This window comes from Planotetraspora thailandica (genome assembly GCF_016863335.1).
Classification (GTDB): Bacteria; Actinomycetota; Actinomycetes; order Streptosporangiales; family Streptosporangiaceae; genus Planotetraspora; species Planotetraspora thailandica.
The window spans coordinates 169,226-188,902 of the sequence record NZ_BOOR01000008.1 but is presented as its reverse complement, the minus strand read 5'-3'; the positions used below and the strand labels follow the sequence as shown (position 1 = coordinate 188,902).

Genomic DNA, 19,677 nt, shown 5'->3' with positions numbered 1-19,677 from the left:
GGAGCCCCCGCCGCGACGACCGTAGCCGCCGCCCCGGCGGATGATCCACCGTTATGCGCGGATCGGCATGATCCGGAGGTGGTTCGGGCACGCAATGTGACGCTCCGATCAGGCGAGTCGGGGGGTTCTGAGGTCCGTGCGCTTGCCCCGGTTCCAGGACGGGAGCAACTCCTCGATGAGGGCTTCGGTCTCGGGGGCCATGCCGCCTCCGTACGGGTGCGACGCGGCCCGGCGGTAGAGCCCGTCGACGACCACCCGGAGCCTGGCCTGGTCGCCCGTGGCGTGCGCGGCCCGCAGCAGGTCGCGCCACAGGCCCTCGTCGTCGGCCGCCAGCAGGAGACCCGCGCGTGCCGCCGCGACCGCGGCCTGCGCGTCTCCCTCGGCCAGCCGGATGGAGCAGAGTTCGTGTGCCGCGTCCGCCACCCAGGCAGTCACGTCGTATTCGAGCGGATCGGCGGCGAGCCACGCGTACCGGTTGCCCGGCCTGCCGTTCAGCAACGGGCCGCGCACGAGCCCCAGCGCCTTCTCCAGCAGCTCGGCCTGCGCCGACTCCGGCCTGCCCGCGTCGACGAGCTCCTTCGCCCGGCGGGCCAGCTCGTTGAAGAGCTGCCAGTCCGTACGGACCTCAGGCCCGAGCCTGAGCCTGCCCGAGTCGTCGAGGAACAGGTGCGGACGGCCGGCCGAGTCGTGCCCGAGCCACTCGGCCACCCGGGCGATCGTCGCGTCCCGCACCCCCGGCTGCACGCCGCGCGGCCAGAGAACACCGCCGAGGACGACGGGATGCACACCCTCGCGATGGGTGGCCAGATAGACGACCAGCTCGGTGGCCAGCACGGCCCGGCCCTCTTCGAGCGGGTCGACCGGGCTGATCTCGACCGGTCCGAGCAGGCGTACCTCGATGGACGGCGGCTCGCCTGGGGCCTGCTCGGAGGGCTCCGGCATGGCGAGCGGCTCGCCGTCGGACTCCTGTGCCGTACGGAACAGACCGATGACGGCGTCGTAGTGCCTGCGCGGCAGCAGGTGGGCTTCGACGTCGAAGCCGAGCGCGTCGATTCGGGCCCGGCCGTCCTCGGTGATCTCCCAGTGCCAGGTCGCGTTGGGAACGTCGCCCGCGAGCACGAACCCGGCCGCCGTGCGCATGTCCTTGCCCAGGACGGCCAGGCGGCGGGCCTCGTCCTCGTCGGGCTGGAGCGCCGACAGCAGATAGTGCGGGGTCCATGCCGGATCGGCCACACGCCCGTGGATGCGGCCGGTCAGCACGTCGCGTCCGGGCTGCAGGCGGCCCTCGAACTCGGGAAGCACCTCGGCGATGCTGCCTGCCGTACGGACCCGGTCGGGCGCGAGCTCCGTGAGCTCGTCGCCGAAGCCGACCAGCGTGATCCGCATGTCGTCGGACCACCGGTTGGTCGCCAGCTCGACGGCGAGCGCGGCCAGGCCCGCAACCGTGTGCGCGCCCGTCATCCCGATCAGGCCGCGTGCCGCTTCCAGATCGATCAGCACCCTGCCGTCGTCGCCGCTGCCGAGCGACACCAGGCCTGGGTAGGGAGCGGGCATGTCGGCCAGGGAGTTCTCGTCGATCCTGCGGCCCTCGTGCGCCGGCAGCCGCCACACCTGTCCACCGTCGCAGGCCTCCCAGGGCTCGGGCGCTTCCTCGTCGGCGGGCTGGATCCACAGGTCGAGACCGCGGGCCGACAGGTGCACCGCGTAGATGGCCGGGGGCCGCCGGTCGGCCTCGGCGAGGAGCTTGCCGAGCAGGCGCAGGCCGAGGTCGAGCATGCGGCTGCCCGGGGTATCGGCGCCCAGGCGGATGGCCACCTCGGCGCTGGCAGCGTCGCCGCGAGGCCGGGCGAGCCGCCGGCCGAACGCCCTCCGCCAGAGCTGTTCGCGCCTGCGCCGTCCGAGCGCGGCGAGCAGACCGGCGCTGAGCAGCGTCGCCGCGCCGAGGTAGTCGACGAGGTCGAGCCCCGCGGCCGCTTCCTCGGGTTCCGCCACCGGAGGACGTTCCTCCCGGCGAGGTTCGTCCGGCTTTTCCTGGTTTGCTGCTGCAGACGGCTCAGCGGTGGGCTGCGCGGAGTTCTGCACGGGCGGCGGGGTCTGCACGGGAGTCTGCACCTGGGCCGGGGACGGCATGGCGGGCTCCGGAAGCACCACGGGAGGCGGAGCCTGCTCGGCCTTCGGAGGCGTCTCGGCCGTTTTGGGGGTCTCAGCCTTGGGCGGCGTCTCGTTCGTTGCTGACGGGTTCTGATGCTCCTCGAGGATGGTGCTGCGATCGTCGCCCGTGGAGACCACCTCGACGTTGCGGGCGTCGTCCGGCATATCGAGCACCCAGCCGGGCCGGATCAGGTCGGCCATGCGCAACCGGCTGCCATCCGGCTGCACCTTGTGCTGGTTGAGCCGGAAGATCTCGTCGTAGCGCCGCCCGTCGCCGAGGCACTTGTCGGCGATCTCCCAGAGGCTCTCGTGATGGCGGCCGTGGGGAGGCTGGACGATGTAGACCTTCTTGGTCTCCCTGGCTGGGAGGGGCGCGTGCTCGACGTCCGCCGCGACGGGGGCCGACAGTGCGGGCAACTGGGCGGAGAGGGCCACCGTCTGCGGGGCGATCGACGGCGGGGCGCTCGCATGGGCGACCGGTGCGACGACCGCGGTCGCCGTAAACAGCAGCAGCACCGCAGACACCAGGCGATTGACGAGGGCCTGGGTGCCCCCCGACAGCGGAACCCTTGCGGGGAGCCCGACCCGGCGGATCCCGGCGTAGATCTCGACGATCACGCACAACAGCAGCTGAAGCCAGGCCAGCCACACCAGCAAGATGAGGATCGCGACGATCGTCTCAGGCCCGAGCTGCCGTACGAACAGGTCGGCGTGGAGCAGTTCCGCGGGCAGCGGCGGCCCCGCCAGGCGGATCAACGCGTACGGCACGCCGCCGACGAGCGCGGCGAGCACGACCAGCGCCCCGAGCCCGGCGAAGACGTCCCGCACGGTCCGCTTCGGGGTGATGCGCACCGGCCGGCGGGTGCGCCACTGCTCCGGGGGACGCTGGGCGCCGGGGCCTCGCGGAGCCGGGGACCGCGACGCGGCCGAACCACGGGGGCGCGGCGGGGGCTCACCCCGCCGCGACCAGCCGCCTTCCCGAGAGCCCGGTGGTGTGGGCTTCTGGGACACGCCTCATCCCTCCCCAGTGCTGAAGGTGTAGGTCATGGGCCACCCGCGTCCGGAGCGGCCGTGGCGGAGCCCTCCATGGTGGTGCCGTTGATGCCGATCGCGGAGAGGAAGATGGTGTCCCAGTGGGCGGTGACCTCGATCGTCACCTGCGTCCTGCTGGGCGTGCAGCTCTCCCACCTCACGCCATCTGCCGCCTGGGCGTTCACGATCTCCCGCGCGGCGGCGCAGACGGCAGCGCTGTCGCGCACGAGCAGGGCTTGCCCCGTCGCCCGCAGGGTGTCTGTGTCGATCTGGTCGGCGCCGGCCCTGGCGGCCTGTTCGGCGACGTCGGCCGCCTTGAGCCTCGCGTTGATGGCCGCTCCACCGTCGACGAGCAGCCCGGCGAGAAGGAAGGCGACGAAGGCGAAGACCACCGTGAAGACGGCCATCGACCCCCGCTCTTTGAGGTGATGGTGAGGGTGGGGGGAACCCTTGTGGTGATCATGCAGAAGTTCGCGCGCAGGCCCGCTGACCTGCGCATCCTGTGTTCGTGATCTGGCAGAAGTTCGCCCGTCGACCCGCTGCCAGGGGAAATGCCGACCGCGATCATGCAGTGACGTCAATTCGCCCTCCGGAACCGCTCGAGGGGGACGACGGAGCTGCCGGATACGTTCTGGGAGGCGCCGAATCCGAGGAATGCGAGATCCAGCTCGCAGGAGACGGTGACCTTCACTCGCCCTCCGGCATGCCACTCGCTGCTGTCCACGGCGACCGTGGGGATGCAACTGCCCCTCAGCGTGTCCGTGGCGGCATCGACAGCGGCGGTTCTCGCCGTTCCCTCGGCCCGCTGGATGGACGCCGCCCGTGCCGCGTCGCGGGCCGCCCCGTTGACCTCGCCCTGCGCCTCGACGATCCGGCCCGCAGCCACGAGGAACATGAGGAAGATCAGGAAGAGCGGCGCCAGGAGCACCGTCTCGACGGCCATCGAGCCATGCTCACGGTCATGGTCGCCGGGCCGCCTGCGCGACAGCCGTACGGACCGGGTCATTCGCATCCCCCCCGCCCGTCGTCCGGACGGAAGCATTCGGTGGGCCCGCCGAAATGCGAGGTAATGGTGAGGGTGAGTTTGGGCAGCAGCGGGATGACCTGGACGACCGTTCCCCGCACGTCCACACCGCGCTGATCGTTCTTCTCCCAGGCGGTTACCGTCACACCCTTGAGCAGCTCAGGACCGACATCGTTGACGATCTTTTTCGCTCGCTCCTCCGCGTCGCCCCGCCAGCCTGAGGACATGCCCCCGGCACGGGCGATTCGCGCGCCCTCCCTCGCTGCGGCGTCCGCCACCTGGCGCCCGTGGAACCAGAGGGTCATCTGGACGATCACCAGTACGGCGACGAGCACGATGGGCATGAGAAAGGCGAACTCGACCACGGACGCGCCACGCTCACTGTGCCGTCGGCCCTGTCTCCATTTACTGCTCTGCCGTACGGCACTGCCACGACTGTGCCGCTGAGAGGAGGCTGACTCATGCTCCCGGCGTTCGCGCGCCGGCGGCATCGGGGAACTGCTCCGTGTGCGGTCGTGCATCACACCGAACCTCCCGTCGCCAACCGACACGCGTACGCCTTCGAGATGTGCCATGAAACTGCCGAGACCTCTCCTCACTACTTGAAGGCGTCTCCGATCTCCTGCTGCTTGTTCGTGACTGCGGGGATGACGATGGCGGCGATGCCGAAGGCGAGCACGGCGACGGTAGCGGTGATGATGACCCATTCGACGGCCGAGGCGCCCTTGCTCGGAGCGTTCCGCGCACGATGGATGCGGTCGTGAAGCATCGCGACGAGGTAGGTGATGGACATTCAGACTCCCAGGATCTTCATTGCGGCGGGAAAACTGAGAAAGAGCACGAAACCCGCGCACAGCAGGAGCTGAGCGACAAGCATCGACTGGGACCGCTCGCCCGCCTTTCCCTCCAGCTGCGCGAGTTCGCGGCGGCGGAGGGTGGCGGCTCTGGCGGTCAAGGAGGCCCGGACCTTGGCACCGTCGTCTGCCACGAGTCCGAGAGCGGCTGCCAGGTCGCGGAGCTCGTCGACGTTGATCTCGTCGCCGAGCTGGCCGAGCGCCTGCCAGGGGGTGATACCGACGATTCGTGCGTTGGCGAGGGCGTCGCGGATGCGTTCCATCGCCCAGTTGGAACCCAGGCCGGCCGACGCGCCCTGGGGGACGCCGACGGACACCGCCGTCATCAGCGCTTCGGGCACGCCGCGACCGCCCGCGAGGTTCATGGAGACCAGGTCGAGGAAGGCGCCCACCGCGTGTCGGAAGTCGTCGCGCCGGGCCGCCGCATCCCGACGGAGCTCCAGGTCGGGGAGCAGGAAGAACACCACGGCGACGAGAAGGGCTGCCCAGAGGGGGATCTGCAGTGACACTCCCGACCCCAGGAGCACCATCCAGGCGACGACGAACGGGAACACCAGCAGGCCGGAGACCGCGAGCAGGATCTTCGTAGCGAGGAAACCCTCGAACGACTTCCCAAGAAGAGCGAGGTCGGCTTTCTGCGAACGGACCTGCCACCCACGTGAGGCATAGAAGGCCGCCATTCGCGCGCCCAGCGCACTCCGGAAGGCGCTCGTCTTCTCTCCTGGTGTGATCACGGTTGTCCTCGGCGCGTTGCCGCCGCTGCGGGCGGCGTCGAGCGCCGTCAGCCGGTTGATCAGGCTGGGCCGTGCCGGGAACAACGCCCGGACCAGGAGGAACAGGCCCAGGCCGGCCAGGCCGCCCAGGATGACGGGGCCGATCATGAGACCCCCTCTGCATGATCACGTACGGGATCGCCGCAGGCGGGAGGCTCTTCGGCAAACTTCTGCATGATCACGAATCGCATAACGCCTGATAGGAGGGGCCGCACCCGAACTTCTGCATGATCACGGCCAAGGAAGGAGCTGGTCACATGCCCTCCACACGAACTTCTGCATGATCACGCCCAGGGTGGGGGGCGAGGATGCGGGCGGGTTTGTCGAATTTGGAGAGCTTCCTCATCCAGGCGAATCCGGCACCGAAGAGGCCGGCCACCACGACGAGGACGGCTTGGCCGAGCAGGGAGTTGTAGTCCTCGACATAAGAGCGGTTGAAGACCACGAGACCGCCGGCGAACACCAGGGACGCGATGACGACGATCTGCACGCTCTTGCGGGTCGACTTGCGGTCGGCCTCGACCTTCCGCCGCATGTCGAGCTCCTCACGGGCCGAGTCGGCCAGGGCGCTCAGCACGTCGCGCAGGCCCGGCCCGCGGAGCTTGGCGTTGAGGATCAGGGCCGCGATGACGAGGTCGGCCGACGGGTCGCCCAGGTCGTCGGCGAACATCCGCAGGGCGTCCGCCAGCGGCATGCGCATGTGCAGCCGGTCGACGAGATCACGCAGATGCGGCTGGAGTGAGGGCGCGGCCGCCCTGATGGAGGCCGGGATGGCCTGCTCGAGGCCGGCGGCCCCGGCGATCGTGTCGCGCAGCGACTCCGTCCAGGCCGCGAGCGCCTCCAGGTTCTGCATGGCCCTGCGCTCCTCGGCCGCGCCGCCCGCGAGTCCCGGCCAGGCCAGTACGAGCACCGCCGCACCCACCGCGATGACCGGCCACCCGCTCGCCACGAGGACGACGACGCCGATGACGACGGCCACCGCGATCCTCGTGGACAACTTCCTGAGCGCCTCCGCACGCTCCGCGCCGCGATCAGGCGTCGCGGGTTTGGGGCGGACGCCGTAGATGGCGAGGATCAGCAGGAACAGGCCGCCGCCGACCACGGCTCCGGAGAGCAGCACGAGCGGGTCGAGCAGACCGGGAGGCAGGAGGTTCATCGCCACACCTCCTGGGCGGCGTCGTAGCCGAAGTGGGCCAGCTCGTCGGCGCAGGAGATCGGCGCGTGCGGCACGACACCGCCGTGGGGCGCCGCGGTGAACACCTCCGACGACAACACCCGGCCGTCGACTCCGGTCACCTCGCGAACGCTGGAGACGAATCGGCGAAGCCGTCCGCCGTGGTGGTAGTCGTTGCGCTTCTCGATGAACACGACGAAGTCGATCGCGCCCGCGATCAACATGTGGGTAGCGTCGATCGGCAACCGCTCCTCCGCCTGCAACGCGTAGGTCGAGATGCGGTTGAACACCTCCATCGACGAGTTCGCGTGGATCGTCGACAACGACCCGTCGTTGCCCTGCGTCATCGCGTTGAGCATGGTGACGATCTCGTCGCCCAGCACCTCGCCCACGATCACCCGCGAGGGATTCATTCGGAGCGACCGGCGCACCAGCTCCGCCATGGTGATCTCACCCTGGCCCTCGGAGTTGGGCAGCCGATGCTCGAACGCCACCACGTTCGGATGCAGCTCGGGAAACTGGTCCAATCCCAGCTCCAGCGCCCGCTCCACCGTGATCAACCGCTCGTGCTGCGGGATCTCGTTGGCCAGCGCCCGGAGCAACGTCGTCTTCCCCGCGTTAGTCGAGCCCGCGATCATCACGTTCTTCCGCGCCGCCACCACCGCCGCCAGAAAGCGGCCGAGGTCGGGAGAGACCGTGCCGTTCCCCACGAGATCGCTGAGGAACACCTTGCCGAGCCGGGCCCGCCTGACCGACAGAGCCGGGCGAGAGGTCACGTCCATCACCGCGGACAACCGCGAACCGTCAGGCAACCGCAGATCCAACTGCGGATTGGCCGTGTCGAACGGACGCGACGACAACCCGGAATACGCCGCCAGAATCTGAATGAGCTCGACCAACTCCTCGTCCGAGTCGGCCACCGGATCGCCCATCACCTCACGGCCGTCCGCATAGCTCACAAAGACGCGATCACAGCCGTTGACGTCGATGTTCTCGACCTCCGGATCGTCCAGCAACGGCTGCAGCCGGCCCACGCCGAACAAGGCGGCGTGCACCCCCGCCGCCAGCGCCTCCTCCTCCTCAGCCGTCGGAGGCGTGCGCCCGACCCCGATCTCCCCCCGCGCGAACTCCTCCAGCACCTGAGCGATCAGAGCCCGCGCGAACTGCCGTTCGTCCTCCGCCGACATCGGCGCCACGCCGCCGGCCTGGTCCAGCCGGCGCTGACGCGCAAGCCGGTCACCCACCTCCTGCCGGAAGCGCTTCACCAACGTGTGGTCGATTGTCATGGTCTTGGTCTCGCTCCGCTCGACGGCTCGGCACGGGCGGGGGCCGGAACGGAGACGGGCGGCATGCCCCTGGACGGCACGGCGGCGACGTGAGAGGCCAGCCGCTCGGCCAGCTCGCGGGCCGTACGGATGAGAAGGCTGCGGTCGAGCCGCCCGCCCCATTGGCCGCTGAGCAGTTCCGCGCCCTTCGGGTCGTAGGCGAGGCCCGCCACGAACGAGACGTCCCAGTTGGAGACGATGCGGCGGATCTCGTCGATCGACGCCCGATACGAACGCGGATCGGCGATGACCACCACTCCCACCGGCCGGTCGAGCAGCGTGAGCCGCTCGCGCAGATGCGCGACGTGGTCGAGGCTGGCGCGCGTGAAAAGCACCACCTCGTCCGCCGCGGCCAGCAGATCGTTGGTCTGCGGGTGGAGACCGAGGCGACCGCAGTCGGCGAGCACGTCCGCCTCCGGCATCGCGGCGAGCGCCCGTCCGAGCGGGCCCCACAACCAGGTCAGACCGGCGGCCTGCTCGCCGTTGGCGAGGCCGGCCAGCACGTCGAGGCCGCCGACGAGCTTCTGGGTGTGCTCGTGGATCTGGTCGGGATGCAGGCCACGTCTGGCGACGGCGCCGAGGCTGAGCAGACCGCGCGCCGGGTTGAGCACGCCGCCGTCCATCGCCGGGAGCCGGTAGGCGAGGTCGCCGCCGGACGGGTCGCATTCGGCCACCAGCACGGGATGAGGCCAGACGGCGCCGAGCGCCACCGCCGCGGTGGTGACGCCGGGCGCTCCCTTGTCTGCGGCCAGAGCGATGAGGGCCACGTCACTTGGCTCCGGGTATCGCGATGACGGCGACCTCCCCGGAGGAGGCGAGCATGGCCACCGTGGGGGCGACGGTCGAGTCGACGACCACGGAGATCAGGCCGTTCGACGTGTTGTCGTCGGAGGCTCCCACCCTGGTCACCAGCGCGTTGGTGGACAGGACGCGTTGCGGGCTCCCGGTCGTCTGCCGGCTCGTGGCGTCCTTGCCGCCCGACGGCACGTAGATCACCTGCACCACGTCGCCTTTGACCAGTCCGAGCGGCATCTGCCCGTCTTTGAGCGCGAGACCCACGATGGCCTTGCCCGGCCCGACCTCCGCACTGCTCTCGCTGACCATCTGCTCGGTGAGCAGGGTGCCCGGCAGCAGCGTGACCGCCGCGTACGTCTCCGTGACCCGCTCGCTGTACTGCCAGGACACAAAATCCACGCCGGTGTCGGCGATCTGCACTTCCTGGATGGCGCTCGCGGGGATCTTCTCCCCGGCCCCCACCTGTTCGACGATCCGTACGGCGGACACGCGGTCGCCGGTCCTCATGACGAGCAGGGTGGCGCCCAGCGAACCGATGAGGATGAGGAAGACGGCCAGTGCGGCGAGCGCGGGTTTGCGTTCGCGCGGCGGCACAGGGAGCTTGCGGACCGATGGCCCGGACAGCCCGTTGAGTGCCGCGGCGTGGCCGTCGGGGGCGGGCTTTTCGCTGATCCTCATGGGTGGGGGGCTCCCAGGATGATCGGCCCCAGGTTCCGGGCCGTTCGAATTTACTTACGGTCGTGCTCGTCGCTCCGAATTCACCACATTATGGGCGGCTTCCGGCCGCCCTGTCGCCGCAATGCGGCGACCCATGCTTATCGGTTAGTAATGCCGCTGTCAACGTCCCCTCATCCATAACTATGCACACAAGACGCTTTCAAATAGTGCAATTGCGTGATATGGGGCATTCACTAAAGTCCCATTCGTCACATCGTTAACACCAGTCACGGATCAGCGCTCGGGCCAGACGATCACGACGCACGCGTCCCCCGCGACCGATTCACCTGATTCGCCGAGCTGAACAGGGACGGGCCGCTTCACGCAGGCGAAAGCGAGGTGAGGTCATGTTCTTCCGCCGCGACAGCCACCACAGGGCGCGGGAAGCCTCCGGGCGCAACACCGCACCGCCGGTTAAATCCACCGAAACCATTTGATCTTCATCCGGCATCGGACAGCCCTGTGGCGAGGCCACCCGGGGCCCGCGAGCCGCTTGATCCTTACCGATTCCCGTCAAGCTCCGCACGAGCCCGGCATGCCCGATAGCGTGTGCCATCGATATCCACCGGAACCTATCCCACTTCTTGCGAAGCCATCAGAAATCGCCATAAAAAGCCATTTGCACTGACGAATTCCTCGTTCTCCGGCAGAAGATCTTCACGGGGACGTCACGCTGATGGCACCCTCTCAACGAGTACGTCCCCGCGCGACCGACCCGCGCGCCGAGGTCCACGATCGCTGTTGCCGAACCACCCGCCTGGGAGTCTGTGCATGCGGATAACGCTCACCGTGGTCAACGAGCACGGCCACCGCGAGGTGCTGGTCGAGGGCGACGAGTCGGCCACGGTCGCCAAGCTCGCCGCCGCGCTCGAAGGCTCGCCCGGCCGCGCGTCCAACGTCGTACGGCTCCCGCGCACGCGTGCGCCGTACGACCTCGACAGAGATCAGCGCAGGGTGGTCCCCGAGGCCAAGCTCTGGCTGGACGGGCGGCCTCTGGACCCGGACGGCCCCGTCTTCGGCCTGCTGCGTGACGGCGACCTGGTCGCGGCCGACGGGCACGCCGCGCCGGCGACCATGATGGACGAGCCCGACGGCGTCGCCGAGGTCCGCGTGGTCGGCGGCCCGGGGGCGGGCGCGGTGCACCGGCTCGGCCTCGGCATGCACACCATCGGCGCCGACCCCGCATGCGCGATAGCCGTACCCGATCCGAGGATGGCGCCGCAGGCCCTCGTGCTCAGGATCACGCCGGGCTCGATCGCCGTCGAACCCTCCGCGGAAGCGCACGTCTACGACACGGGCCGCCTGGGCGGCAGGCCGCTCACCAAGCCGACTCCGTGGCGCGAGGGCGTCATGCTGGCCTGCGGCGGTACGGTCCTGGCGTTGGGACCGGTCGAACCCCCGGACGCGCACCTCGACGCGCTGCCCGACGGCGGCCTGGCCTACAACCGGCCGCCCCGCCTGCGGCAGCCGGAGGCGTCCCGGCGCATCGTCGTGCCGGTCGAGCCGAAGCGGGCCGAGGGCATCCGGCTGCAACTGCTCGCCGCGTTGCTGCCCGCCGTGTTCGGGCTGGTCATGTTCGTGGTCTTCCGCCAGTGGTACTTCCTGCTGATCACCCTGATGACCCCCATGATCATGGTGGGTCAGTGGGCCGGCGACCGCAGGCACGGCAAGAAGAAGCATCGTCAGGCGCTCAAGGCGTACAAGGAACGGCTCGCCGCCGTCGAAGAGGAGATCGACACGGCGGTGGTCGCGGACGAGAAGGCGCGGCGGGCAGGCGCGCCCGATCCGGCGGAGGTGCTGCTCACGGCGACCGGCCCCCGGAGGCGGTTGTGGGAGCGGCGCATCCACGACGACGACGCCCTGCGTCTTCGGGTGGGCCTGGCCGACCTGCCCGCCGACCTCGACTTCGAGCCTGAGGGTGGCATGCACGCCGATGCTCCGCCGCGTGAGCAGCCCACGTGCTACGACGTGCCCGTCGCCCTGGTGATGCGGCGGCTGGGCGTCGCGGGCGTCACCGGGCCGCGGGAGGTCGCCCTCGGCTGCGCCCGATGGCTCGTCGGGCAGGCCGCCGCCCTGCACAGCCCGCGCGACCTGGCCATCGTCGTGTTGTCCGCGCACGACGACAGCGACGCGGAGTGGGGCTGGGTGCGCTGGCTGCCGCACTGCGCGGGACCCTCACGGCAGGGATTGCTCGCATCCGACAGCGTCGCGCTGGTCGGGCCCGACCCCGAATCCGCCGCCCGCCGGGTCGCCGAGCTCAACGCGCTCATCGCCGAACGCCTCGACGCGGACGGCAAGGGCGGAGCCGGGCCGTACGAGCAGGGTCCGCGGCTCACCGGCGGCCCCACGGGATGGGCCGACCTCGGCCTCAAGACACAGGGCCTCAAGACACAGGGCCGCAAGACGCAGCCGGACGCCGACCCGGCCTTCACCGCCTATGACGAGCGGCCCTTCGACGTGCTCGTCGTCCTCGACGGCGCGCAGGTGCTGCGCGGGCTCCCCGCGATGCCGCAGGTGCTCAGGCAGGGGCCGCGCGCCGGGGTCTACACGATCGCCGTCGACGACGACCAGCGGCTACTCCCCGAAGAGTGCGCCACCGTCGTGACCTGCGACGCCGACGGCACCGTACGGCTGCGCGGCGGCGGGCTCGACCCCATCGGGGGCATCCGCGCCGACCAGGTCTCCGCCTCGTGGGCCGACCGCCTCGGCAGGGCGCTCGCCCCGCTGCGCGACGTCAGCAGGGACGACCCGTCCTCGGCCCTGCCGGAGTCGGCGCGCCTGCTGGATCTGCTCGGCCCGCTTGACGTGCCCAAGGGGTGGGGCCGCTCGACCAGGGCCGTCATCGGCGTCGGGCCTGAAGGGCCGTTCGAGGTCGACATCAGCAGGGACGGCCCGCATGCCCTGGTCGCCGGCACCACGGGCGCGGGCAAGTCGGAGCTGCTCCAGACGCTGATCTGCTCATTGGCGGTGGCCAACAGGCCGGACGAGATGACGTTCGTCCTCATCGACTACAAGGGCGGCGCCGCCTTCAAGGAGTGCGTACGGCTCCCGCACACGGTGGGCATGGTCAGCGACCTCGACGGCCACCTGACCCAGCGGGCGCTGTCGTCGCTGGCCGCCGAGATCCGCAGGAGGGAACGGGTGCTCCTGGACGCCGGCGCCAAGGACGTCGACGACTACCACCGCATGCGCTCACGCGGCTCGACGTGGGTGCTCGGAGCGGGCGGCGTGCGCAAATCCCGGAAAGGCGGAGGCAACGGCATCTTCGGTGACCCGGGCACCGGCCGGGACGGCTCGGAGCGGTCCGCGGGCCACCCGCCGCTGCCCAGGCTCGTGCTGGTCATCGACGAGTTCGCCGCGATGGTGTCGGAGTTGCCCGACTTCGTCGAAGGCCTGGTCGACATCGCGAGGCGCGGCCGCTCGCTCGGCATCCATCTGATCCTCGCCACCCAGCGTCCCGGCGGCGTCGTGACGGCCGACATCCAGGCCAACACGTCGCTGCGCATCGCGCTGCGCGTCACCGACTCCCGGGAGTCCGCCGACGTGATCGACGCGCCCGACGCGGCGCACATCTCCCGGACCACGCCCGGGCGGTGTTACGTGCGAACGGGCTCTGCCGCTCCCGTGGCCGTGCAGACCGCGCGCATCGGGGGCCGCATCCCCGGCGGCGAGGGCAGAGATGCCGACGAGGTGCGGGTGGTCGACCTGCCGTGGTCGTCGCTCGGGCACCCGCTGGAGATCGCCGTCAAGGCGTCGTCGTCGGCCGGCACCGATCTGGCCATGCTCGTCGACGTGCTCACCGAGGCGGGCCGCGGCATCCCCGAGCAGCCCAGTCCGTGGCTGCCGCCGCTGAGCGACCACATCACCCTGGAGGAACTGCCGGAACCGCCGAAAGACACCCGCCCGCGTCGTCCGTACCAGTCGGCGGCGCAGGAGGTGCCGCCGCTGGCGTTCGGCCTCACCGACATGCCCTGGGAGCAGGAGACGCGGCCTCTGGTGCTCGACCTGCGGCAGGGCGGGCACCTGCTCGTCGCCGGCACAGCACGCAGCGGGCGGTCGACCGTGTTGCGGACCGTCGCGGGGTCGATCGCGTCCAGCGTCTCCCCCGAGGACGTGCACATCCACGCGATCGACTGCGGCTCCGGCGCCCTGCTGCCGCTGGTCGGGCTGCCGCACTGCGGCGCCGTGGTGACCCGCGACCAGCTCGACCGGGTCGACCGCCTGCTCACCCGGCTGCGCGCCGAGGTCGGCCGGCGCCAGCAACTGCTCGCCGAAGCCGGATACGCCTCGCTCGCCGAGGCCCGGGAGGCGGCCAGGTCGCATACGCGCGCGGGCGACGCCCTGCACGACTTCGGGGACGCCGCCGGGCGGCTGCCGTGGCTGGTGCTGATGGTGGACCGCTGGGAGGGCTACGTCGCCGCGTTCGAGAACTACGACTACGGGCGGCTCGTCGACGCTCTGCTGCAACTGCTCAGAGAGGGACCGGCCGTGGGGTTGCGCGCGGTCGTCACCTCCGACAGGTCGGGGCTGCTCGGGCAGATCTCCACGCTGTTCGAGGACCGCCTGGTGCTGCGGCTCGCCGACCCCGCCGACTACGGCCTGGCGGGGCTGCCCGTGAAGAACCTGCCGAGGTCGATGCCCCCGGGGCGCGCCCTGTCGGTGGGCGAGCACGGCCTCGTGGAGAGCCAGATCGCGCTGCTGGCGGACGACCCCGCGGGCCCTGCCCAGGTGGCGGCGCTGCAGGAGCTCGCCCGTACGGCGAGGGACCGGTTCGGCGGGTCGTCGCACCGGCGCGGGACGTGGGCGTGGCGCTCGGAGCCGCCGCTGCGGGTCGACGCGCTGCCGGTGCGCATCACCGCCGACCAGGTGCTGGAGCTGGACGAGTCGTTCGAGCCGCCGTCGCCGCTGTGGGCGCTGCTCGGCGCGGGAGGCGACACCTTGACGCCGCTCGGAGTGGACCTGCTCGGGCAGGGGCCCGCGGCCGTCGTCGCGGGCCCACCCCGCTCGGGCCGGTCGTCGTGCCTGCTCACAGCGGCGCGCTCGTTGCTCCAGCGCGGCATTCCGGTCATCGCGGTCACGCCGCGCCGCAGTCCGCTGCGCGACCTGGCCGGTTCGCCGGGGGTGCTGGCCGTGCTCGACGGGAACTCCCGGAGCGTGGGCGCCTCCGAGGCGGACGACTTCGGCGGGCTGCCCGGGGCGAACGACCCGCTCGCGCTCGTCTCGGCGCACAAGCGGTATGTGATGCTCGTCGACGACGCCGAGCTGATCTCGCCGGAGTCGATGCTCGGGCTGGCCGTGGAGGAGATCCTGCGCATGGCGCGTGACGGCGAGCACGGGTTGCTGGTCGCGGGTGCCACGGGGGACCTGGCGACGGCCTACCGGGGCTTCGCCGCGGAGGCCAGAAAGTCGAGGACGGGGCTGCTGCTGTCGGTGCAGAGCCCCGCCGACGGCGACCTGTTCAGTGTGCGCCTGCCGCGCGGGGCCGTGGGCGGCCCGCCTGGTCGCGGCCTGCTGGTGATCTCGGGCACCGCGACTCCGATCCAGGCCGCGTTGCCCGCATAGCCGGTTACCGCGTGGCGGACTCGATGTTGCCGCGATAGGTCGTGATGACCCGGGAGGCCTCGTTGAGCTCCTCCGACATGCGCTGGAAGGCGGCCCGGTAGCTCTGCCACGCCTCGTGGAACCGCTGCGAGCCGGGGCCCGTCCACGCGGTGCCGACCTTGGCCGCCTCGCGGTCGAGGGCCGCCATCGTCGCGCGGACCTGGTCGGCCTGCTGATTGAACTGCGCGGCCATGCTCTGCATCTGCGCGGGGTCGCCGCCGAGCAAGTTGTTACTCATTCGGTCACTCCTTCGTCGACACGGGGCCGCCCTCACCGTAGATCGCCGGTCAAGTCTGTGAAGGATTTATGCCAAGTGGCTATACCGCCAGGTCCGCCGATACAGCCACATGGTGAGTGCGAGGGCGCCACGGGTCCGCGTGGCTCCCGCCCGCACCCGCCCGGATCGGTCCGGCCGCGTGGGTGCCGAGGGGCCATCGGCCGATTCGCCGTCGAACTGCTTTTCTAGAAACGCGCTGGATTGGGGCCGAGGATCTCCGATCGCGGGCAGCCGCTTACACTCCATGGAGGCTCACCAGGCCGTAGCGGCCGGGGAAGGAAGGTAAGACGCCGGTGGAGAAGGTCCTGATCGCCAACCGGGGTGAGATCGCCGTACGGATCGCCCGCGCCTGCAAGGACGCCGGGATGACCAGCGTCGCGGTGTACGCCGACCAGGATCTGGACGCCTTGCACGTGCGGGTCGCCGACGAGGCGCACGCCCTGAGCGGGCAGACACCGGCCGACACCTATCTCAACATCGGCAAACTGCTGACGGTCGCCAGGGAGACCGGCGCCGACGCCGTCCATCCCGGTTACGGATTCCTGGCCGAGAACGCCGACTTCGCGCAGGCCGTACTGGACGCGGGCCTGATCTGGATCGGACCGTCGCCCGCCGCGATCACCGCGCTCGGCGACAAGGTGCAGGCCAGGCACATCGCCCAGCGCGTGGGCGCCCCCCTGGTCGCGGGCACCGCCGACCCCGTCTCCGGAGTCGAGGAGGTCGTCGCCTTCGCCGAGGAACACGGCCTGCCGATCGCGATCAAGGCGGCGTTCGGCGGAGGAGGCCGGGGCCTGAAGGTCGCCCGGACCATAGAGGAGATCCCCGACCTGTACGAGTCGGCGGTCCGCGAGGCCGTGACGGCCTTCGGCCGGGGAGAGTGCTTCGTCGAGCGCTACCTCGACCGGCCGCGGCACGTGGAGACCCAGTGCCTCGCCGACCGGCACGGCAACGTCGTCGTGGTGAGCACGCGCGACTGCTCGTTGCAGCGCCGCCACCAGAAGCTCGTCGAGGAGGCGCCCGCGCCGTTCCTGACCGACGAGCAGCGCGCGCTGCTGTATTCGTCCTCCAAGGCGATCCTGCGCGAGGCCGGCTACACGGGGGCGGGCACCTGCGAGTTCCTCGTCGGGCAGGACGGCACGATCTCCTTCCTCGAGGTCAACACCCGCCTCCAGGTGGAGCACCCGGTCACCGAGGAGGTCGCCGGCGTCGACCTGGTGAGGGAGATGTTCCGCATCGCCGACGGGGAGGCCCTCGGCTACGGCGACCCCGTGCTGCGCGGCCACTCGATCGAGTTCCGGATCAACGCCGAGGACGCGGGCCGTGGGTTCCTTCCCGCGCCCGGCACGCTGACGGCCATGCGCGCGCCGTCCGGTCCCGGCGTACGGCTCGACTCCGGTTATGAGACCGGCATGACGGTGCCGCAGTCGTTCGACTCCCTCGTGGCCAAGCTGATCGTGACCGGCTCCAGCCGCCGGGAGGCGCTGGAGCGCTCACGCCGGGCACTGGCCGAGTTCGAGATCGAGGGCATGCCGACCGTGCTGCCGTTCCATCGCGCCGTGGTCGACGACCCCGCTTTCACGGGTGAGCCCTTCTCCGTACACACCCGGTGGATCGAGACCGAGTTCGTGAACGACATCCCGCCCTTCGAGGGGGCCGTCGAGGCCGGCGAGCCCGCCGAGCGCGAACGCATCACGGTGGAGGTCGGCGGCAAGCGACTGGAGGTCGTGCTTCCCTCCGGTCTCGGTACGGCCGGCCGTACGGAGCCGAAGTCCTCGCCGCGGCGGAGCGCACGCGGCGGCGGAGCGAAGAAGGCGGCGGCCGGAGGCGACGCCCTCGTCAGCCCGATGCAGGGCACCATCGTCAAGGTCGTCGTGGCCGACGGGGACACGGTGGCGGCCGGCGACACGATCGTCGTCCTCGAGGCGATGAAGATGGAGCAGCCGCTCCAGGCGCACAAGGCGGGCACGGTGACCGGGCTCGCCGCAGCCGTCGGCCAGACCGTGACGGCGGGCGCCGTCATCTGCGAGATCAAGGACGCCTGACCTTCTCCGCCGTGCGCGCGGCCGAGGCGCGCACGACGTTGCCCTTTAGGCGGATATTTCACCATTCAAGACTTTTTTCACTGCCAATCCCCCATATGGGTATTTAGGCGGAATGTGAAAGCTGGATAAGCGGGATAATTTGCTTATCAGGGTCAAATAAGTCGCAAGTGGTCCCATCCGGGCATGACCTTGCCGTCGTCACGCGAGCCGATACGGTTTGCCGCGAGGAACTATGACGCCCTGCCGTTCGTCCAGTAGGGCGAAGGAGGCTAGAAGCCGTGACCATCAATCACCCGCTGGGCCGTACGGGGGCCGCCATAGCGGCGCTTGTCGTCGGCCTCATGGCGCTGTTCGCGTTCTCCCCCGCCGCGCACGCCGCGGCCCCGCCCGACCCCGCCACTGTGCTGGCGGCCTGGCGAGGCGGAGACCCCCTCTTCGTACAGAGCGGCTCACCGCTGTCCTCCGGGCAGCAGGACGACATCCGCTCGACCTTGAAGGACTCCAAGTCCAAGATCTACGCGGTCGCGCTGCCTGACGGCACGATCACCAGCGCGCAGGCCGGGCCGTACCTCTCCTCTCTGGGCGCCCAGCTCGACGCGGCCGGCAGGTCGAGCGCCACCGTCGCCGTGCTGGACGGCACCAGCCTTTTCGCGGCGTCGAGCGCCCTGCCCAGGAACGCCGCCGGGCAACTGGCCGACCTGGCCGCCGCCAACAACAAAGACGTGGTCACCGGCATGCAGGACTTCGCCAACCGGGTCAACCTGGCCGTCGAAGGCGACGTCAAGGCGGCGCGTGAGCAGGGCAGCGCGACCGGTGGCGGCGGAACCGGTGTCCTGGTGGGCATTTTGGGAATTGCGGTCGTCGGAGGTGCCGGTTTGTGGATCGTCTCCCGTCGTATGAAGCGCAAGCGCGAGGAGCGCGAGGCCGCCGAGCTCGCCGCGGTGAAGCAGACCGTCGAGGAAGACGTCACCAAGTTCGGTGAGGAGATCACCGCACTCGACGTCGACGTCAAGATGTTGCCGCAGTCCGAGACCTCTGCCGACTGGCAGCGTGCGCTCGACACCTACGAGCGCTCCAAGGTCGAACTGGCCGCGGTCAAGCGCCCGGAGGACCTGCGCACCGTGACCTCCACCCTGGAGGACGGCCGCTACGCCCTCGCGTGCGTCAAGGCCCGCGTGAACAACCAGCCCCTGCCCGAGCGGCTTCCTCCGTGCTTCTTCAACCCGCAGCACGGCCCGTCGGTCCGCAACGTGCGGTGGGCCCCGCCCGGTGGCGCGGCCCGCGAGGTGCCCGCGTGCGCCATGGACGCCGAGGCCGTCGAGCGCGGCTTCGACCCGCAGATGCGTGAAGTCGTGGTCAACGGCCACCGCCGGCCGTACTGGGACGCCGGCCCGGCCTACCAGCCGTACGCTTACGGCTACTACGGCGGTTTCGGCGGCGACCTCCTGACCGGAATGCTGGTCGGCACCATGCTGGGCGGCGCCTTCGGCGGATGGGGCGGCGGCGGCTTCGGCGCCGGATACGACTCGGGCTACCAGGACGGCGTCGATGCCGGTGGCGGCGACTGGGGCGGCGGTGGCGGCGACTTCGGCGGAGGCGACTGGGGCGGCGGAGGCGGAGACTTCGGCGGAGGCGATTTCGGCGGCGGCGACTGGTAACCCCAGGTTACTCAGGCGAAACCTCTCCCACTGGGCGTGATCATGCAGAAGTTCGCAGACGGGTGGCATGACATGCACTTCCCCGGTTCGTGATCATGCAGAAGTTCGGGGATACACGGCATGACCTGCGGATCTACATTTCGTGATCATGCAGTAGCTCGCCACCGACCACGGTGACCAGGCATTTCATCGTTCGTGACCTTGCACTCATCGGCGAGTGCAAGGTCACGAACTTTTTTGCTCGGAAACCCAGG

14 protein-coding genes are annotated in these 19,677 nt (G+C 70.4%); 3 read left to right on the top strand and 11 right to left on the bottom strand.

The window, feature by feature from the left end:
- Positions 1-108 precede the first annotated feature (108 nt).
- The 10 genes from Pth03_RS07930 to Pth03_RS07885 form a co-directional block, all read right to left on the bottom strand.
- On the bottom strand, positions 109-3,162 hold the full coding sequence (locus Pth03_RS07930) for a BTAD domain-containing putative transcriptional regulator (RefSeq protein ID WP_239118842.1): 3,054 nt from the start codon (positions 3,160-3,162) through the stop codon (positions 109-111).
- Between the two features lie 32 nt (positions 3,163-3,194).
- Positions 3,195-3,590, bottom strand: a complete 396-nt coding sequence (locus Pth03_RS07925) for a pilus assembly protein TadG-related protein (protein WP_203943475.1) — start codon at positions 3,588-3,590, stop codon at positions 3,195-3,197.
- 170 nt (positions 3,591-3,760) lie between these two features.
- Positions 3,761-4,195, bottom strand: coding sequence for a TadE/TadG family type IV pilus assembly protein (locus tag Pth03_RS07920; RefSeq protein WP_203943474.1), 435 nt, complete (start codon positions 4,193-4,195; stop codon positions 3,761-3,763).
- A complete protein-coding gene (locus Pth03_RS07915; protein WP_239118841.1) occupies positions 4,186-4,572 on the bottom strand; it encodes a TadE family protein in 387 nt (128 codons plus the stop codon). The genes Pth03_RS07920 and Pth03_RS07915 overlap by 10 nt, the downstream gene beginning before the upstream one ends.
- 233 nt (positions 4,573-4,805) lie before the next feature.
- Positions 4,806-5,000, bottom strand: coding sequence for a hypothetical protein (locus tag Pth03_RS07910; RefSeq protein ID WP_203943473.1), 195 nt, complete (start codon positions 4,998-5,000; stop codon positions 4,806-4,808).
- The gene (locus Pth03_RS07905; RefSeq protein ID WP_203943472.1) at positions 5,001-5,942 is read right to left on the bottom strand and encodes a type II secretion system F family protein; all 942 of its coding nucleotides are present in this window, start codon (positions 5,940-5,942) and stop codon (positions 5,001-5,003) included.
- 145 nt (positions 5,943-6,087) lie between these two features.
- Positions 6,088-6,990: a type II secretion system F family protein gene (locus Pth03_RS07900; protein WP_203943471.1), complete on the bottom strand. Its 903-nt coding sequence runs from the start codon at positions 6,988-6,990 to the stop codon at positions 6,088-6,090.
- Entirely contained in the window at positions 6,987-8,294 is a 1,308-nt protein-coding gene (locus Pth03_RS07895) for a TadA family conjugal transfer-associated ATPase (protein WP_203943470.1), read from the bottom strand. Before Pth03_RS07895 ends, Pth03_RS07900 begins: the two co-directional genes overlap by 4 nt.
- Positions 8,291-9,100, bottom strand: coding sequence for a MinD/ParA family ATP-binding protein (locus tag Pth03_RS07890; protein ID WP_203943469.1), 810 nt, complete (start codon positions 9,098-9,100; stop codon positions 8,291-8,293). Before Pth03_RS07890 ends, Pth03_RS07895 begins: the two co-directional genes overlap by 4 nt.
- 1 nt (position 9,101) lies before the next feature.
- Positions 9,102-9,806 (bottom strand): hypothetical protein, encoded by a 705-nt coding sequence (locus tag Pth03_RS07885; protein ID WP_203943468.1) that lies wholly within the window; start codon positions 9,804-9,806, stop codon positions 9,102-9,104.
- 810 nt (positions 9,807-10,616) lie between these two features.
- Here Pth03_RS07885 and Pth03_RS07880 point away from each other — a divergent pair.
- Positions 10,617-15,407, top strand: a complete 4,791-nt coding sequence (locus tag Pth03_RS07880) for a type VII secretion EssC family protein (protein WP_203943467.1) — start codon at positions 10,617-10,619, stop codon at positions 15,405-15,407.
- A 4-nt stretch (positions 15,408-15,411) separates the two neighbouring features.
- Here Pth03_RS07880 and Pth03_RS07875 read toward each other — a convergent pair whose 3' ends face one another.
- On the bottom strand, positions 15,412-15,684 hold the full coding sequence (locus Pth03_RS07875) for a WXG100 family type VII secretion target (RefSeq protein WP_203943466.1): 273 nt from the start codon (positions 15,682-15,684) through the stop codon (positions 15,412-15,414).
- 332 nt (positions 15,685-16,016) lie between these two features.
- Between Pth03_RS07875 and Pth03_RS07870 the strand changes: the two genes are divergently transcribed.
- A complete protein-coding gene (locus tag Pth03_RS07870; RefSeq protein WP_203943465.1) occupies positions 16,017-17,765 on the top strand; it encodes an acetyl/propionyl/methylcrotonyl-CoA carboxylase subunit alpha in 1,749 nt (582 codons plus the stop codon).
- A 278-nt stretch (positions 17,766-18,043) separates the two neighbouring features.
- Entirely contained in the window at positions 18,044-19,423 is a 1,380-nt protein-coding gene (locus Pth03_RS07865) for a hypothetical protein (RefSeq protein WP_239118840.1), read from the top strand.
- The last annotated feature ends 254 nt before the right edge of the window (positions 19,424-19,677 follow it).

Excerpts from the sequence above, each read along its gene's own strand:
- Pth03_RS07880 (WP_203943467.1), top strand. The coding sequence starts at position 10,617 with ATGCGGATAACGCTCACCGTGGTCAACGAGCACGGCCACCGCGAGGTG.
- Pth03_RS07905 (WP_203943472.1), bottom strand. The coding sequence starts at position 5,942 with ATGATCGGCCCCGTCATCCTGGGCGGCCTGGCCGGCCTGGGCCTGTTC.
- Pth03_RS07910 (WP_203943473.1), bottom strand. The coding sequence starts at position 5,000 with ATGTCCATCACCTACCTCGTCGCGATGCTTCACGACCGCATCCATCGT.
- Pth03_RS07920 (WP_203943474.1), bottom strand. The coding sequence starts at position 4,195 with ATGCGAATGACCCGGTCCGTACGGCTGTCGCGCAGGCGGCCCGGCGAC.
- Pth03_RS07895 (WP_203943470.1), bottom strand. The coding sequence starts at position 8,294 with ATGACAATCGACCACACGTTGGTGAAGCGCTTCCGGCAGGAGGTGGGT.
- Pth03_RS07900 (WP_203943471.1), bottom strand. The coding sequence starts at position 6,990 with ATGAACCTCCTGCCTCCCGGTCTGCTCGACCCGCTCGTGCTGCTCTCC.
- Pth03_RS07885 (WP_203943468.1), bottom strand. The coding sequence starts at position 9,806 with ATGAGGATCAGCGAAAAGCCCGCCCCCGACGGCCACGCCGCGGCACTC.
- Pth03_RS07925 (WP_203943475.1), bottom strand. The coding sequence starts at position 3,590 with ATGGCCGTCTTCACGGTGGTCTTCGCCTTCGTCGCCTTCCTTCTCGCC.
- Pth03_RS07875 (WP_203943466.1), bottom strand. The coding sequence starts at position 15,684 with ATGAGTAACAACTTGCTCGGCGGCGACCCCGCGCAGATGCAGAGCATG.